Origin of the sequence: Carbonicoccus niuqiaonis (assembly GCF_050157065.1) — a bacterium.
GTDB lineage: Bacteria > Actinomycetota > Actinomycetes > Propionibacteriales > Propionibacteriaceae > Avipropionibacterium.
Map to the genome: position 1 here is coordinate 546476 of NZ_CP189573.1, position 16583 is coordinate 563058.

The window sequence follows — 16583 nt, forward strand, 5'->3', positions numbered from 1 at the left end:
GGCATGAGTCTGCTGCAGGGCTCCGGGCGAGTCAACGCCGGGTCAGGTCGCGAGACTCCGGACCCCCGTGATCGCCGGCCAGCAGCAACGTGACCAGGTCGAGCGCCCGGTGCTTGTCGAGCATCTCGTTGGCGTTGCCACACTTCGGGCTGATCACGCACGCCGGACAGCCGTCGGTGCACGGGCAGGTCCGCAGTCGCTCCGCGGTGGCCGCCCACCACCGGTCGGCCACCTCGTAGGCCCGGTCGGCGAATCCGGCCCCGCCGGGGGCTCCGTCGTGGACGAACACCGTCAGCTCGCCGGTGTCGGGGTGCAGCACCGTCGACAGGCCGCCGACGTCCCAGCGGTCGCCGGGGACGAACAGCCCGAGCAACCCGATTGCGGTGTGCTCGGCACCGTGGGCGGCCGACGCCAGGTCGAGCTGCGTCCACGACGACCCGGCGACTTCCCGGCTCGGGATGGTCCACCACACCGCCCGGGTCCGCAGTCGCCGTACGGGCAGGTCGAGCTCGGAGCGGTCCCAGACCTCGCCGGTCAGCTCGTCGCGGCGCAGGTAGCCGGTGACCTGACTGGTCACCTCCACGTCGCCGCGGTGGAGGAAGCCGTTGCCGAAGGTGCGCCACGTGTCCTCGGTCAGGATGCTCACCGTCGAGGTCGACAACGGTTGGGTGGTCCAGCCGACCGAGCCGGTGCGTACGGTCGCCAGCCCCTCCTCGTGGTCGAGGTCGAGGACGAGATGGGCCTGCCCCTGGTGCAGGTAGACCGCACCCTCGTGCACGGCGGCGTCGGCGGCGCCGGTGTCGACCAGCCCGATCACCCGGCCGGTGTCCTGCTCCACGATCTGCACCCCGCGACCCCCTTGGGTACGCAGGTTCACCAGGTCGACGGCCCGGTCCGGTCGGGTCCAGTACCAACTCGCCCCGGCCCGTGCCGAGCCACGCCGGCGCAGTGCCCCCTGCCGCTCCAGCCGTTCGGCCAGCTCGACCGTCGTCGGCCCGAACCACCCCTCGTCGTCGGCGCGCAACGGCAACTCCTGCGCGGCGGCGGCCAGATGGGGGCCCAACACGTACGGATTGTCCGGATGCAGCACGGTCCGCTCGACCGGGTGGTCGAAGATCAACTCCGGATGGTCCAACAGGTACGCATCGCGCTGGTCGGTGCCGGCCAGGGCGACCACCAGCGCCGGGGTGTCGCGCCGGCCGGCCCGGCCGGCCTGCTGCCAGTACGACGCCATCGTGCTCGGCATCCCGGCGATCACCACCGCGTCCAGGCCGGCGATGTCGACACCCAGCTCGAGCGCATTGGTGGCCGCGACCCCGCGCAGCCGTCCGTCGGTGAGCGCGGCCTCCAGGGCGCGGCGCTCGGTGGCGAGGTAGCCGCCGCGGTAGGCCGCGAACGCCGTCTCGGCCGACAACTCACCCAGGTCCCGGCCGGCGGCCAGCTCCCGGGCCCGCAAGGAGACGACCTCGCACAGTTTCCGTGAACGCAGGAACGCGACGGTCTGCCGGTACGGGGTCCCTTCGGCCGGGGTGCCCAGGTCGGCCAACAACTGTGCGGTCACCCCGGGCAGGTCGTCTCCGGCCTCGGCCAGCACGTGGGTGACCGAGGCATGGGGTGAGGCGTCGTCGTCGACCACGGTGAACTCGCACCCCTCGACCCCGACCAGCTGGCCGGCCGCGGTGGCCGGGTCGGTGCCGGTGGCCGAGGCGAGCACGAACACCGGGTCGGCGCCGTAGTGGGCGCACAACCGCCGCAACCGCCGCAACACCTGCCCGACGTGGGCCCCGAACACGCCCCGGTAGCGGTGCGACTCGTCGACCACGACGTACCGCAACGAACCGAGGAAGGACGCCCAGCGAGGATGGGAGGGGAGGACGGAGGCGTGCAACATGTCGGGGTTGCTGAGCACGAAGCCGGCGTGGCTGCGGGCGAACTCGCGGTCGTCGGTGCCGGAGTCCCCGTCCAGGGCGCCGACCCGCCAGCCGTCGAAGCCGAGGTCCGACCCGGCCCGGGCCTTCAGCTCCCGGGCCGCGCGCAACTGGTCGTGGGCCAGCGCCTTGGTCGGCGACAGGTACAGCGCGGTGTGGCGGCGACTGCCGGCGGTCAGCATCGCCCGGACGGTCGCGGTCCGCCGGTCGTGGCTGTTCGGATCGGCCGGATGGGTGGCCGCCAGGATCGGCAGCAGGTAGCCCAGCGACTTGCCCGAGGCGGTCCCGGTCGCCAGCACCACGTGGCCCCCGGCACGGGCGACGTCGGCGGCCTGCCGTTGGTGCTGCCACGGGCGGGCGAAGCCGTACGCCATCAGGCCGTCGACCACGGGCGCGGGCAGCCAGTCGGGCCAACCGGCGGTCCGGCCGCGCCGCGCGGCCACCGTACGGACCTGTCGGACCCGGCCCTGCTCGGCCAGCCAGGCCGGCCACGTCGGTACGGCGGGTGGGGCCATCACGCGGTCCTTCCTGCTCGCTCGGGCCGCCACAGTCTAGGTCCGTGACCGGCCCCGCACGGCGGTGTGACACGAGGCACACCCGGCGGAAAACCTGCTGAAACGACCGCCGTGGCATGAGACCACCGGCGACAGTGGTTAGACTCCGGTGTCGCAGATGCCCCATGATCTCCGGAGCATCATCGTGCCCAGCACGCGCCCGAGTACCCGCAAGTCCCGTCACAGATGTCGTCATCAGGTAACAAGGAGACACCGATGTCATTGATCCCCGTCGTCCACGAGACGACCCTGACCGGGGCCAACCCGGTCTTCGTCGTCGTCGTGGCCGTCATCGCCCTGATTGCCGTGGGCATGGCGTTCATGTTCCGGGGGGAGGTCCTCAAGGCTGCCGACGGCACCGCCAACATGAAGGCGATCGCCCTGGGCGTCCAGGAAGGCGCGCAGGCGTTCCTCGGCCGACAGTTCAAGACGTTGGCGGTGTTCGCCGTCATCGCGGTCGTGCTGCTGTTCGCACTGCCGGCGCACGCCGAGCCCGACAGCGACGCCAACCAGTGGGTGCTCCGTGCGGCCCGCTCGATCGCGTTCGTGGTCGGTGCCGGCTTCTCCGCACTGATCGGCTACCTGGGCATGTCGCTGGCGGTGAAGGCGAACGTCCGCGTCGCCGCCGCCGCGCGTGACGAGGGTCGCGACCCGGCGATGAAGATCGCCTTCCGCACCGGTGCGACCGTCGGCATGTTCACGGTTGGCCTCGGCCTGCTGGGGGCCGCCCTGGTGGTGCTCATCTTCCAGGGTGACGCCGCCACGGTGCTGGAGGGCTTCGGCTTCGGTGCCGCCATGTTGGCCATGTTCATGCGGGTCGGCGGCGGCATCTTCACCAAGGCCGCCGACGTCGGTGCCGACCTGGTCGGCAAGGTCGAGAACAACATTCCCGAGGACGACCCGCGCAACGCCGCCACGATCGCCGACAACGTCGGTGACAACGTGGGCGACTGCGCCGGCATGGCTGCCGACCTGTTCGAGTCGTACGCGGTCACCCTGGTCGCCTCGCTGATCCTGGGTCGCGCCGCCTTCGGCGAGTACGGCCTGGTGTTCCCGCTGATCGTGCCGGCCATCGGCGTGATCACCGCCATCATCGGCATCTTCCTCACCCGGCCGCGGCAGGGTGAGGGTGGCCTGAAGACCATCAACCGCTCGTTCTACCTGTCGGCCGCGATCTCCGCGGTGCTGTGTGCGATCGCCTCGTTCACCTACCTGCCGTCGAGCTTCGCCGACCTCGGGGTCGAGGGCCTCGAGTTCAGCGGCCCGATCGACGATCCCCGGATCGTCGCGTTCGGTGCGGTGATGATCGGCATCGTGTTGGCCGCGATCATCTTGGCCCTCACCGGCTACTACACCGGCACCGAGGACCGCCCGACCAAGGACGTCGCCAAGACCTCGCTGACCGGTGCCGCGACCGTCGTGCTGTCGGGCATCTCGCTGGGCATGGAGTCGGCGGTCTACACCGCACTCGTCATCGCGGCCGCGGTTTACGGGGCGTACCTGCTCGGCGGTGCCGGGATCGTGGCCCTGTTCGCGATCGCGCTCGCCGGCTGTGGCCTGCTGACCACCGTCGGCGTGATCGTCGCGATGGACACCTTCGGTCCGGTGTCGGACAACGCCCAGGGCATCGCCGAGATGTCGGGTGACGTCGACGGCGAGGCCGCGCAGATCCTGACCGAGCTGGATGCGGTCGGCAACACCACCAAGGCGATCACCAAGGGCATCGCGATCGCGACCGCCGTGCTCGCCGCGACCGCGCTGTTCGGCTCCTACACCGACGCCGTCCGCAGTGTGCTGCTGGAGCGGTACAACGACTTCAACATGGCGTCGGTCGTGTTCAACCCGGTCGTGCTGGTCGGCATCATCATCGGTGCCGCGGTCGTGTTCCTGTTCTCCGGACTGGCCATCCAGGCCGTGGGCCGCGCAGCCGGTGCGGTGGTGTACGAGGTGCGCCGCCAGTTCCGCGAGATCCCCGGCATCATGGAGGGGACCGGCAAGCCCGAGTACGGCAAGGTCGTCGACATCTGCACCCGCGACTCGCTGCGTGAGTTGGCGACGCCGGGCCTGCTGGCGATCTTCGCCCCGATCGCGGTCGGCTTCGGCCTCGGCGCCCCGGCGCTGGCCGGCTTCCTGGCCGGTGCGATCGCCTGTGGCACCTTGATGGCGGTCTTCCTGGCCAACTCCGGTGGTGCCTGGGACAACGCCAAGAAGCTGGTCGAGGACGGCAACCACGGCGGCAAGGGCTCCGAGGCCCACTCCGCGACCGTGATCGGTGACACCGTCGGTGACCCGTTCAAGGACACCGCCGGCCCGGCCATCAACCCGCTGATCAAGGTGATGAACCTGGTGGCGGTGCTGATCGCCCCGGCCGTGGTGATCATGTCGGTGCTGTCGGGTGACCCGTCGCCGTGGCGGTTCGCGATCGCCGGTGGTGCGTTGATCATCATCATCGTCGCCGTCGTGATGAGCACCCGGCGTGGCAACGCGCTCGGCGAGGACGACGATCCGGGGTCGGGTGCGGAGTTGTCCGGCCCGGCTCCCGAGGGGAACCACCAGGTCGACTCCGGTCACGGGGCCGACGCCGACGGGCACCCGGTGTCGGTGGGCAACAGGTCCGCCGACGTGTCGGACACCGACGCCCTGGACGCCGAGGGCGACGCGGTCTCCCGACCACGCCGCGGCTGACACCCGCTCGTACGAACAACGACCCCCGCAGCACATCGCTGCGGGGGTCGCGTACGTCCTGGGCCCCTCCGTGCCGGGTCAGCCGAGGGTGACCGGGCCGAGCAGGCCGGAGGGTCGCAGGGCGCCCTCGTAGTGGTTGGCGCTGGAGTTCGTCACCGCGACCTCGATCACGTTGTCGCCGCGCTGCAGCAGCCCGGCCGGGACGATCGCGCGGTGGGGTGCCCACAGCAGTTCGGCGACGACCCGGCCGTTCACCTCGACCCGGGCCAGCTCGCCGACCCGGCCCAGGTCGAGGACGACCGCGGTGGCGGGCGCGTCGGTCAGGTGGACCGAGCAGTGCAGCACGATCGTCCCGTGCCAGGTGGCGAGCTCGTCCAGCTCGGTCCAGTCACCGAGCGCCGGGGCGGGCCAACTGCCGCCCTCTGCGGTCCGGGCTGACCAGCCGGTGAGGGCGAGCGGGCCGCCCGGGAGCGGCCCGACCGTCGGTTCGGGTGGCAGGTCGGTCCCACCGCCCGGCGCGAGCAGCAACGAGCTGCGGCGCGGCAGCCGGACGGTGGCGTCGGGGCACCAGCGGTGGCCGGTGAAGCAGTCCCACACCTCCACCGGGTGGCGAGGGTGCAGCAGCAGCTCCGCCTCGCCCTCGTTCACCACGAGCACCCACGCCTCGGCATCGGGTGACGGTTCGACACCCGGCCCGGGCGGAGCGACCCAGCGGGCCACGCGCAGGTCGGCCGCTGGTCCCGACACCACCTCGACGTCGTCGCGGCGCAGCTCGGCCAGCACCGCAGCGGGCAGCTGCGGGGCACCGTCGGCGAAGGTGATCATGGTGGCACCCGCCGCCGCGAGGTCAGCCCAACCGGGCAGCGCGGCGGCCTCCCGTGCGCCGAGGATCGCCCGGCACCGTTGCCCGGCCACCCGCACCGCGGCCGCGGCTGCCGCGGTCGGGGATCCGGCCTCGTCGACCACCGCGGTCGCCAGGTCGTCCGGGGTGAGGTAGCTGAACGTGACCTGATGGCGGTACAGGTCGGCAACCTCGACGGTGGGTGCCCGATCACCGGTGACCACCACGCCCACGTCCACCACCGGCTGCAGGCTGCTGGTCACCATGCTGGCGCGGTTGACGTACCGCAGCACGGCGGGCAGGTGCGGCCACCACGCGTTGTGCAGGGCGAGGTCGGGTTCACTCTCGAACGCGCGATGTCCCCGTACCGACGAGAAGAGTGCATGGAACAGGAAGGTGGTGGTGCCGCGGACCAGGTGCCAGTCGAGCAGCCACTTCACCTCGTCCATGGTCAACCCCCAGCCGTACGCCCCGAACAGCTCGGTCAGCACGGTGCGGACCCCGCGGGTCAGCGCGGCACTGGCGGCGGTACGGGCGCCTGCGCTCTCGGGGCCGTGCAGGGCCGTCTCGCCGGGCAGCACCCACCGCCAGACGGCGTCCTGGCCGGGCCAGCTGAAGCTGTCCAGCGGCGACATCTCGTCCGGCGCCGAGGGGTGCCCGGTGAGCGCGATTCCATGATCATCACACCACCGACGCTGGGCCCCGTAGTAGACCCGTGACAGCCGGTCGGCCACGGTCGCGGTGAAGTGGGCGCCGAAGCCGCGGTCGTCGTCGTACGGCACGAACAGCGACGGGAGCATGATCAACACGTCCTCGGTCGACATCGGCCGGTCCGGCCGCTCGGTGAGGTCGGTCAGCAGTTCCGGCGTCCACGGCCGGGCGTCGGCGCGGTGGGACCGACCCAACAGGTGTGGCTCGTCGGTGAACATGCCGACGATCGGGTCGCCGAACCAGCTGCCCAGGTGGGTGGCGTAGGCGTCGTGGGTGAGGTGGATGAACGACGCCACCGCCTCCGGGTCGAGCAGGTTCGCCGCTGCGGGTGCGAGTGCCGAACCGTCGTCGTTGTGGGCGTACGCCCCACGGATCGTGCCCCCACTGGGGACGTCGAAGACCGCCAGCAGTCGCCACTTCCCGGGCAGGTCGGCCGGGTCGAGCCGGACCAGGTCGTGCTCACCGGTCGGCAGCAGCTGAAGGGTGTCGACCAGCACCCGACCCTGGTCGTCCAACCGTCCGGCGACCACCGCGACCAGCCGGTCGACCAGGCTCCGCCCGGTGGTGGGACGCCAGAAACCGGCCCGACCGGTCGGCGGCGAGGTGACGGTGGCGGGTGCGGTGCCGCCGCTCCCGGTGATCACCCCGTCCTGGGTGACCACCTGGGCGCCCAGCACCAGGCCGCGTGCCGCGTGGTCGGGGTTGGCCGCCACGACCGCGCCGTTGGCCGATCCGGACGGGTAGGAGGCCTCGTCGTACAGGATCACCTGCAGGCCGAGCCGGCGGCACTGCGCCATCACTCGGTCCAGCACCGCGAACCAGCGGTCGGTCAGGTAGCCGACCGCCGGGTCCAACCCGATCCGGGCGCAGGGGGAGATGCCGCCGAACCCGGCCGCGGCGAACTCCTCGAGCTGGCGGTCGAGTTCGTCGGGATCGCAACCATCGTTGAGGAACCAGAAGCCGACGGGTCCGAACCGGCGCGGTGGATCGGCGAACTGGGCGGCAAGGTCCTCGGGGCCGACGGCGGCGGCGTACTCACGCATGGCGACACGCTATCGAGGGCGTCTCGACAGGCTCGAGAGGCGTGTCAGTCGGTCGATCCGCGCAGGGTGAGCACCGGGCGCGGGCCGGTGAAGGCATGGCTGAGTGCGTGCGGCGGGTCGACCTGGGGTTCGAGGGTGAACTCGAACAGTTCGGCGACCAGGTGGTAGACGACGAACTGCGCGAGTCGGTCATCGTCGCGGTGGAGCCAGCGGTGCAGCACCAGCAGCGGGGTCCCGACCTCGACGTCCAGCAGCGCGGCGACCTGCTCGGTGGCCGCGCGACTGCGTACGGTGAGGCGGGCATGGTGCAGGATCGGACCGAACTTGTCCTCGATGACCTGGAACGTCGGGTGGGCCTCGACGTCGGCGCGGGTGATCTGTTGGCCGATCTCGCCGGGCAGGTAGGCATCGGCGACCGCGACCGGCGCGGCGTGCACCCGGTAGACGCGCTGGACGTGCAGCGCGCCGGTCGGCGGGAGCGTGACCTCCGGCAGGCCCAACCGCTCGGCGTCGTCGGCGTCGATCCAGTCGAACGCGCGCAGCGACGACTCCGGGTCCAGGCCGTGCGCGGTGAAGCTCTCCACCAGGGCCCACACCTTGTCCAGCGGTCGGCTGATCCGCGGCTCGGCCACGAAGCTGCCGCGTCCCTGCTGGCGTACCACCCGACCCTCGTCGACCAGCACCTGGATCGCGTTGCGGACGGTGGTGCGACTGACCTGGTAGCGCTCGGTCAGCTCGACCTCGGTCGGCAGCCGCGCCCCGACGGCATGGCGGGACAGATCCTTGCGGAGCTCGGCCAGCAGTTGGGACTGCAGCGGCAGGGCGGTGCCTCGCGCGAGTGCCTTCTTGGTCAACGTGCCTTCTTGGTCAACGATCCACCTTGCCGGGGCCGGTATCGACGGTCGGCCCAGTGTAGACGCCAGCAGCCCGGCCCGGTGTGCGGACGGCCGGCCCGAACCACTAAGGTACTCAACGTCACCAACGACTAGTGATGACTACAGACAACTTGAGGGAGCTGCTGACGTGACGACGCGAGTGCATGTGCTGGGATCCGGTACGCCCACCCCGACGCCCGAGCGGTTCGGGACCGCCTTCGCCATCGAGGTCGACGACGAGTTGATCATGGTCGACTGTGGTCCGGCGACGACCTGGAAGCTGGTCCGGGCCGGCTTCCGGCCCACCGACGTCAGCACCTTGTTCTTCACCCACCACCACTTCGACCACAACGTCGACTACCCCTGCTTCCTGTTGACCCGGTGGGACCAGGGTGCCGGACTGGTCGAGCCGCTCGAGGTGATCGGCCCGCACCCGACGACGCGGCTCACCGACCGACTGGTCGGCCCGGACGGGGCGTTCGCCGACGACATCGAGGCCCGCGTCCAGGCCCCGCCGAGCCAGCACGTCTACCAGAACCGCGGTGGCACCCTGCCCCGGCTGAAGCCGGTCGTGCAGACCCAGGACATCACCGCCGGCTTCACCCGCGAGACCGAGCGGTGGACCGTACGGTCCGCTCCGGCCGAGCACGTCCAGCCGTACCTCGAATCGGTGGCGTACCGCTTCGACACCGCCGCCGGCTCGGTGGTGTTCACCGGCGACACCCAGCCGTGTGACACGATCACCGAGCTGGCGCGCGGCGCCGACCTGTTGTTCTGCATGTGCTGGGACCTGGACGAGCGGATGGTCGAAAGCGGCGAGGACACCGGCCAGTGCGGTGTCGACGGGGCGGCGCGGACGGCGGAGGCGGCCGGGGTCGGCACCCTCGTGCTGGTGCACACCGGACCGCACATCTCGACCGACGAGGTGCGGCAGGCGGCCCTCGAGCGGGCCGGTGCGATCTTCGGCGGTCGGACGGTCTTCGCCGACGAGCTCAGCAGCTACGACCTGACCTGAGACACCGAGCCGGCGCTGCCTAGTGTGGCCCCATGAAGAAGATGACCAAGGCGTTGGTGGCGGCACCGCTGGTCGGTGCTGCGGGGGTGGCCGCGTACGACCTGTGGCAGCGCAAGCACGCCCTGTTGCGCAACTTCCCGGTGATCGGGCACGCCCGCTACCTGCTCGAGGCGATCGGCCCGGAGCTGCGGCAGTACATCGTCACCGACAACGACGAGGAGCGGCCGTTCAGCCGTGACCAACGTCGCTGGATCTACGCGTCGGCGAAGGGGCAGAACAACTACTTCAGCTTCGGCACCGACAACGACCTGGAGAACACGCCGGGTCATCCGATCATCAAGCAACGGACGTTCGCCGAGACCGTTCCCAGCTCGGCCGACTCGGCCGGCCGCGACTCCTTGCTGCCCGCGGCCAAGGTGTTGGGTGGCCCGCGCGGTCGGGCCAAGGCGTTCCGGCCCGACTCGGTGGTCAACGTCTCGGCGATGAGCTTCGGTTCGCTGTCGGGGCCGGCGGTCCGGGCCATGAACGCCGGCGCCAGGCTGGCCGGCTGCCTGCACAACACCGGTGAGGGCAGCCTGTCGAGCCATCACAAGCAGGGTGGTGACCTGGTCTTCCAGATCGGCACCGCCTACTTCGGCTGTCGTGACGAGCACGGCCGGTTCTCGCTGCCGGCGCTGTTGGAGCGGATCGACGGCTCCCCGGTCCGGGCGATCGAGATCAAGCTGTCCCAAGGGGCCAAGCCGGGCCTGGGCGGCATGCTGCCGGGGCCGAAGGTCAGCCCGGAGATCGCGGAGATCCGCGGCATCCCGGTCGGCAGGGACTGCGTCAGCCCGTCGCGCCACACCGCCTTCTCCGACGTCGACTCGATGCTGGACCTGGTCGAGGAGATCGCCGACGCCACGGGCCTGCCGGTCGGCATCAAGTCCGCGGTCGGCGACCTCGGGTTCTGGGAGGACCTGGTCAGTCACATGTCCGCCGGTGACCGTGGGGTCGACTTCATCACCATCGACGGCGGCGAGGGCGGCACCGGCTCCGCGCCGCGGGCGTTCAGCGACTCGGTGTCGCTGCCGCTGCGGATCGGCTTCACCCGGGTGTACGCCCTGTTCGCCCGCGCCGGGTTGACCGACGACGTCACCTTCATCGCCGCCGGTCGGATCGGCCTGCCCGAGTCGGCCATCATGTCCTTCGCGCTCGGTGCGGACCTGATCAACGTCGCCCGGGAGGCGATGTTGGCGATCGGCTGCATCCAGGCGCAGAAGTGTCACACCGACCGGTGCCCGACCGGTGTCGCCACCCAGGACCGGTGGCTGACCGGCGGCCTGGATCCGGAGCTGAAGTCGGTGCGGTTGGCCAACTACATCCGCACCTTCCGGCACGAACTGCTCAAGCTCACCGAGACGGTCGGCGTCGCCCACCCCGGGTTGATCACGGTGGACGACGTGGACCTGCTGGACGGCGCAAGCGGCGCCAGGAGCCTGCGTGAGGTGTACGGCTACCCGATGGGCTGGGGCCTTCCGTCCGACGCCGACACCGAGGCGATCACCGCCTTGATGGCGCCGGTCAACACCCACCTGAGTGGGCACCGGGTGACCAACTGAGCCGGACGGTTCAGTCCCGGGCCGGCGGTGGCGTGTGCACCGGGTCCACGGCGAAAGCCCACCGCAGCGTGCGGCAGGCCGCGCGGGCGATCGGCGGTGCCATCAGCTCGCGGACCGGGTAGTACGGCACCCGCAGCCGGGCGAGTGCCCACGGCGGGGTCAGCGCCAGTGCCCCGTGCACCAACATCCGGTACGCCGGGCGTGAGGACTTGGGCAGCGGGGGCCGACGGAGCAACAGCTCGGCGGCCTCCACCGCGGCCTCGGTGCGGCGCAGCTCGAGGCGGTACGACATCAGCTGCGTCTCGAGCTCGGCGCGGGTGCGCGGCGGGTCGATCACCCCGAGTTGCTCGGCGACCACGGCGGTCTGCGCCACGTACTCGTCACAGCGCTCCGGGGTGAGCGGCCGCTCCCCGTACGCCTGGTGGGCCAGCAGGAAGCTCTCGACGTCGACGATGTGGACCCACTTCAGCAGGTGCGGGTCGCCGGCCTCGTACGGCTCGCCCTCGGGGGTGACGCCCTGGACGAACCCGTGGACGTGGTGGACCTTCGCGATCGCCTGCTCGGCCTCGGCGACCGTGCCGTACGTGGTGGTGTTGACGAACTGGTTGGCCCGCTGCAGCCGTCCCCACGGATCGCTGCCCTGGCCCGAGTGTTCCGACACCGCCTGCATCGCCACCGGGTGCAACGACTGCAGCAACAACGACCGAATGCCACCGATGAACATGGCGGGGTCGCGATGGACCCGCCAGATCGCGTCCGCGGGGGTGAACCAGCGATCACCGGGCACCGTCCACAGCGGCGTCCCGGTGGCGAAGTCCGGGCCGTTCACCCGGTTGCGGACCGCCGTGGTGATGGCCTGCCGTGTCCGGCCCAACATGCTGCTTCCCACGCCCGCAGTCTATCGCGACGGTCCGTTCCCGCTCACCGCCGACCTCGGCGCGGTCCGGGTGGGCGGCGGGCCGGGGGAGACGTCTGCCGTGGGCTGATCCGCCGACAGCGGCAAAGGTCGTGGTCGGGGCCTCCCGGTGCGCAGGCTGGGGACATGACCGAACAACCAGGACCAGACACCCCACCCGTTCCCGGACAGAGCCAGGCCGACCTGCTCACCGAACGACTGCTCGACCGTCGCACCCTGGTGCTCGACGGGGAGCTCGACGACCGGATCGGCACCCGGCTGTGCGCCCAGTTGATCATGCTCGCCGCGGCCGACGAGAAGGCCGACATCACCTTGTGGATCAACTCTCCCGGCGGTTCGGTGCCGGCCATGCTCGCGATCGCCGACACCATGCGGCTGATTCCCAACGACGTCGCGACCGTCGCCGTCGGGCTCGCCTGCAGTGCCGGGCAGTTCCTGCTGTCGGCCGGGACGAAGGGGAAGCGACAGGCCCTCCCGCACGCGCGGATCCTGATGCACCAGGGGTCGGCCGGGATCGGCGGCACCGCCGTCGACATCGAGTTGCAGGCCGACGACCTGCGCCACACCCGCGACACCGTGCTCGGCCTGATCGCCGAGTACACCGGGCAGTCGCCGGAACGGATCGCGGAGGACTCGTTGCGTGACCGCTGGTACACCGCACAGGAGGCGACGTCGTACGGCTTCTGCGACCGGGTCGTCACCGACTTCGACCAACTCACCGTCACCGCGCCGCGACCGCTGGGTCTCGGCTACCAGTTCGGCCGAGGAGGCAACTGATCATGAGTAGCTACACGATTCCGAACGTCATCCAGTCCAACCCGCGCGGTGAACGCGCCCTCGACCTCTACAGCCACCTGCTCAGCGAACGGATCGTCTACCTGGGCACGGAGATCGACGACGGGGTGGCCGGGGTGCTGATCGCGCAGATCCTGCACCTGGCCGCCGAGGACCCCGACCGCGACATCCAGCTCTACCTCAACTCACCGGGCGGCTCGATCACCGCGATGTTCGCGGTCTACGACACCATGCAGTACGTGCACGCGCCGGTGGCGACGACCTGTGTCGGACAGGCCTGCTCGGCGGCGGCGATCCTGTTGGCCGCCGGCGCCCCGGGCAAGCGCGCGGTGCTGCCGCACACCCGGGTGCTGTTGCACCAGCCATCGGGTCGTGGCCAGGGCGCGATCCCGGACCTGATCCTGGCCGCCGAGGAGGTGCTGCGGCTCCGCGCGGCCAGTGAGGAGGTGCTGTCGTTCCACACAGGGCAGACGTCGGAAACGCTGCGGCGGGACACCGATCGTGACCGGATCTTCACCGCCGAGGCCGCCGTGGCGTACGGGCTGGCCGACGTCGTGATCGACCGGCGGGGAGCGCCCGCGCCCACGATCGGCTGACACGGTTCGGCCTCGATCCTCGTTACCGTCCCCCACAATCGCCGTCGACGTTGCAGAATGGAAGGGTCTCGAGCTGCAACGACGGGTTTGGAGGCCACGATGGATGATCGACAGGTGGAGCTGGCGCCGTTCACCAGCGGTCGGCGACCGCTGGACGGCTTCATCGTGGCGGGCCGGTGGCCGGACGGCACGGGGGAGTGGGCCCAACTGCTGCGACTGCTGGTCCGGTTGGCCGCCGTCCCGGGGATGATCGGGCGGACCTCGGTCTTCTGGAGCTGCGACGACCAACCCGAGATCAGTGATCCGTCGGTGATCAGTGCCCACGACCCGGTGGGCATGTTGCTGATGGCCGGCCCGGTGATCGGGGACGACGCACCTGCACCCGGGACGGTCGGGAGTCCGCAGCCGATGGCGATGATGCTGCTGCATCCGACCGCGGAGAGCCCGCGGCACAACGCGTCGGGCTGTGTGCTGCTGCCCGGGCTGCCACACCTTGGCCTGGAGCACCGCGCCGCCTGGGTCGAGACCGAGGCCGACGGCACGATCACCAAGCTGGTCTCCGAGGACGACGTCGATCCGTCGCAGGACCCCGACACCGCCGTCCTGGCGCTGCTGTTGGCCGCCTGACTTCTGGGCTCCGGGTCAGTCGGCCGCGGTCCCGGCCGGCAGTACGCGGTCGAGGAAACGCTCGATGGTCAGCGTGAGGTTCGAGGCGTCGAGGACGGGTTGGTGGTCGTCCTGCCCCTGCCACAACGAGGCCTTCACCTCGTCCCAGCGCTGCCACAGCACCGACCGGTCATTGGCGGCCAGGGCGTCCCAGACACCGCACAGCCCGGTCCACACTTCGCTGTACCACAACAGGTTCTGCCACGACGCCGCCCACACCGGTTGATCATCGGCGAGGTGGCGGTGGCAGAGCTCCATCAGCTCCGTCAACATCGAGCGCACCGTCGAGACCTCGGCCGTGTCGATCCGCGGTTGGCAGACTCCTCGGTGATCCAGGTCCCAGCCGGCCACGACGTCGGACAACCGCTGCAGGTGTTGCCCGACCACGGCACCGTCGGGCCCGAAGGCTGCCGCGAGGTGCTCCGCGTGCGCCTGCTCGTACGAGATCGACGGATCCCACAGCGTGCGTGCCATGATCGTCAGCACGAACCCGTCGGGCACGAAGATCCGCTGGGTCTGGCAACTGATCAACCCGTCCAGGCCGATCCCGTGGAAGCCGCGGATGTCGTCGTACAGCGTCCGCGCGATGATCAACTGGCCGGGATCGAACGCGTACTGCCACATCAGGTGGTAGTCGAAGTCGAACGCCGAGCCGGTGAACCCCTGCCGCCACGCCTGCAAGAGGTCGACGAACTCCTCGTTGGCGACCGGCGACGTCGTCGCATTCCCTTCGTACGAGGCGATCCGGCCGTCCCCGGCGCTCGCCATCGGCACCCGTGGGTCACGACGGATCGGGGCGAACATCAGCACGAACCGGTCCGGGTTCTCGAGGGTCTCGGTGACCGGTGGCCACAGCAGTTGGTGGTAGGCGAGGAAGGCGACCGTCGCCGGGCTGGAAGCCTCGGTCAGCAGCTGGTCGAGCTCGTTGAGCAGCATCAGGTACCAGTCCGCGGGGCGACGGGTACGGCACTCGGCACATTCACAGTGGTTGGCGTTGCCGTCGGACAACCAGACGTGCACCACGTCGATCTCGGGGTGTGCCACCGCGTGGTCGGCGATCACGCGTGCCATGGCCGACCGCGCCTCGGGGTTGGAATAGCAGAGCTCGGTGTTGAGCGGAATCCCGCCCCACAGCTCGCGGACCCCGTTCACCTCGGCCACCAGGTCGCGCCGGAAGTCGGCGTCGTCGACGACGTCCCACCCGGTCGCCGGCACCCCGATCACATCCGACGTCCAACCGTGGCCCACCGCATGGTGGACCAGACCACGCCGTTCGATCTCGGCCAGCACCGCGGCTTGTACCTCGGCACTCCGTCCGGTGGTCGGGTAGTCGGGGCCACCCGCCGGATCGCCGCGACGCTCGTACCACGAGCGCAGGAAGACGTGCGGGCTGTCGAACTGGATGAAGTAGCTGTTCATGCCGACCTTGGGCAACCAGTCGATCAGGTCGAGCAGGTTGGTGAGGCTGGTGGCGCCCTCGATGCAGAGTCCACGATGTCGGTGGGCGGCCCGCTCGCGCACCGTGACGGCGGCGGTCGGATCGATCCGGGGGAGGTACTCACCGTCGGGCCCGGGCCGCACGAAGCGGCAGCCCAGCTCGGTGAGGAAGCGGTAGACCGCGATCAGCAGGCTGCGCTCGTTCGACCCGGTGATCGTGCCGACACCGTCGGCCACCTCGATCGCCAGCACGTCGTCGGCCGGATGGTCGGCCAGGCCGGGATCGACGGCCAGCACCAGCGCCGCCGACGGCTCCGCCGCGGCGTCCAGCACCGAGACCCGTCGGCCGGTGGCGGCGACCAACAACCGCCGGAGTTCCTGACCGGCGAACCGGACGGTCGGGGACGCCTCGGCGTCATGATCAACAGCGATCAGCACAGCAGGGTGAGCCATGGCAGGTCACTGTAGCGACGTGCTCAGGACGCCAGTGCCACCGGGCCCGACCAGCCGCTCGCCCCTGGGCTGCGGGAGGTGTTGACGCGGAGCAGGTCGTACCTGACCCCCCGGGAGGTCCGACGCTGTTGATCGTTGACGGCCAGGTCGTCGGCGACCACGCTCGTCAGCTCGAGCAGGCTGATGCCCAACGCTCCGGAGATCGCGGCGATCACCTCCGACGACGGCTCCTTCAGGCCACGCTCGACCTCCGACAGGTACTGCGTCGAGATGCCGGCCCGGGCCGCCGTCCGCGCCAAGGTGAACCGGCGGACACGGCGCAATTCACGCAGCCGGGCGCCGAGCACCTCACGCCACAACGGTTCGGGCTCGGCGGGCACCCCGCGCGCCCCGGGGGCAGGCTGGTCTCGTCGGGGTGGGCCGAGCGGAGTGACCGTCATGGAATCACGGTAGGCGCTGATCGGGGCCCG

12 protein-coding genes are annotated in these 16583 nt (G+C 70.7%); 6 read left to right on the plus strand and 6 right to left on the minus strand.

Annotated features, from left to right (window positions below; all coding sequences use genetic code 11):
* Nucleotides 1-31 precede the first annotated feature (31 nt).
* Complete coding sequence (locus tag ACQBAU_RS02445; RefSeq protein ID WP_465255389.1) at nucleotides 32-2443, minus strand: DEAD/DEAH box helicase; 2412 nt, start codon at nucleotides 2441-2443, stop codon at nucleotides 32-34.
* A gap of 255 nt (nucleotides 2444-2698) precedes the next feature.
* Between ACQBAU_RS02445 and ACQBAU_RS02450 the strand changes: the two genes are divergently transcribed.
* On the plus strand, nucleotides 2699-5167 hold the full coding sequence (locus ACQBAU_RS02450; protein ID WP_465255325.1) for a sodium-translocating pyrophosphatase: 2469 nt from the start codon (nucleotides 2699-2701) through the stop codon (nucleotides 5165-5167).
* A gap of 78 nt (nucleotides 5168-5245) precedes the next feature.
* Here ACQBAU_RS02450 and ACQBAU_RS02455 read toward each other — a convergent pair whose 3' ends face one another.
* Nucleotides 5246-7762 (minus strand): hypothetical protein, encoded by a 2517-nt coding sequence (locus ACQBAU_RS02455; RefSeq protein WP_465255324.1) that lies wholly within the window; start codon nucleotides 7760-7762, stop codon nucleotides 5246-5248.
* Nucleotides 7763-7806: 44 nt separating this feature from the next.
* A complete protein-coding gene (locus ACQBAU_RS02460; RefSeq protein WP_465255323.1) occupies nucleotides 7807-8616 on the minus strand; it encodes a GntR family transcriptional regulator in 810 nt (269 codons plus the stop codon).
* A 169-nt stretch (nucleotides 8617-8785) separates the two neighbouring features.
* Between ACQBAU_RS02460 and ACQBAU_RS02465 the strand changes: the two genes are divergently transcribed.
* Complete coding sequence (locus tag ACQBAU_RS02465; protein ID WP_465255322.1) at nucleotides 8786-9652, plus strand: MBL fold metallo-hydrolase; 867 nt, start codon at nucleotides 8786-8788, stop codon at nucleotides 9650-9652.
* 32 nt (nucleotides 9653-9684) lie between these two features.
* Nucleotides 9685-11250 (plus strand): FMN-binding glutamate synthase family protein, encoded by a 1566-nt coding sequence (locus ACQBAU_RS02470; protein ID WP_465255321.1) that lies wholly within the window; start codon nucleotides 9685-9687, stop codon nucleotides 11248-11250.
* 10 nt (nucleotides 11251-11260) lie between these two features.
* Here the strand turns inward: ACQBAU_RS02470 and ACQBAU_RS02475 are convergent, their stop codons facing one another.
* Nucleotides 11261-12139 (minus strand): oxygenase MpaB family protein, encoded by an 879-nt coding sequence (locus ACQBAU_RS02475; RefSeq protein WP_434548559.1) that lies wholly within the window; start codon nucleotides 12137-12139, stop codon nucleotides 11261-11263.
* Between the two features lie 153 nt (nucleotides 12140-12292).
* Between ACQBAU_RS02475 and ACQBAU_RS02480 the strand changes: the two genes are divergently transcribed.
* The 3 genes from ACQBAU_RS02480 (at nucleotide 12293) to ACQBAU_RS02490 (ending at nucleotide 14184) form a co-directional block, all read left to right on the plus strand.
* Nucleotides 12293-12943: a ClpP family protease gene (locus tag ACQBAU_RS02480; protein ID WP_465255320.1), complete on the plus strand. Its 651-nt coding sequence runs from the start codon at nucleotides 12293-12295 to the stop codon at nucleotides 12941-12943.
* A 2-nt stretch (nucleotides 12944-12945) separates the two neighbouring features.
* Nucleotides 12946-13557 (plus strand): ClpP family protease, encoded by a 612-nt coding sequence (locus ACQBAU_RS02485; RefSeq protein ID WP_465255319.1) that lies wholly within the window; start codon nucleotides 12946-12948, stop codon nucleotides 13555-13557.
* A 99-nt stretch (nucleotides 13558-13656) separates the two neighbouring features.
* Nucleotides 13657-14184, plus strand: a complete 528-nt coding sequence (locus ACQBAU_RS02490) for a peptidase (RefSeq protein ID WP_434548556.1) — start codon at nucleotides 13657-13659, stop codon at nucleotides 14182-14184.
* Nucleotides 14185-14199: 15 nt separating this feature from the next.
* On the opposite strand, the gene ACQBAU_RS02495 is transcribed toward ACQBAU_RS02490, so the two are convergent.
* A complete protein-coding gene (locus ACQBAU_RS02495; protein WP_465255318.1) occupies nucleotides 14200-16113 on the minus strand; it encodes a DUF4838 domain-containing protein in 1914 nt (637 codons plus the stop codon).
* Nucleotides 16114-16136: 23 nt separating this feature from the next.
* Nucleotides 16137-16553: a helix-turn-helix domain-containing protein gene (locus ACQBAU_RS02500; protein ID WP_465255317.1), complete on the minus strand. Its 417-nt coding sequence runs from the start codon at nucleotides 16551-16553 to the stop codon at nucleotides 16137-16139.
* Between the last annotated feature and the right edge of the window lie 30 nt (nucleotides 16554-16583).

Bases quoted from the DNA above. Each gene is read 5' to 3' on its own strand.
- ACQBAU_RS02450 (WP_465255325.1), top strand. From the start codon at position 2,699: ATGTCATTGATCCCCGTCGTCCACGAGACGACCCTGACCGGGGCCAAC.
- ACQBAU_RS02485 (WP_465255319.1), top strand. From the start codon at position 12,946: ATGAGTAGCTACACGATTCCGAACGTCATCCAGTCCAACCCGCGCGGT.
- ACQBAU_RS02445 (WP_465255389.1), bottom strand. From the start codon at position 2,443: ATGGCCCCACCCGCCGTACCGACGTGGCCGGCCTGGCTGGCCGAGCAG.
- ACQBAU_RS02480 (WP_465255320.1), top strand. From the start codon at position 12,293: ATGACCGAACAACCAGGACCAGACACCCCACCCGTTCCCGGACAGAGC.
- ACQBAU_RS02495 (WP_465255318.1), bottom strand. From the start codon at position 16,113: ATGGCTCACCCTGCTGTGCTGATCGCTGTTGATCATGACGCCGAGGCG.
- ACQBAU_RS02500 (WP_465255317.1), bottom strand. From the start codon at position 16,553: ATGACGGTCACTCCGCTCGGCCCACCCCGACGAGACCAGCCTGCCCCC.
- ACQBAU_RS02490 (WP_434548556.1), top strand. From the start codon at position 13,657: ATGGATGATCGACAGGTGGAGCTGGCGCCGTTCACCAGCGGTCGGCGA.
- ACQBAU_RS02470 (WP_465255321.1), top strand. From the start codon at position 9,685: ATGAAGAAGATGACCAAGGCGTTGGTGGCGGCACCGCTGGTCGGTGCT.
- ACQBAU_RS02455 (WP_465255324.1), bottom strand. From the start codon at position 7,762: ATGCGTGAGTACGCCGCCGCCGTCGGCCCCGAGGACCTTGCCGCCCAG.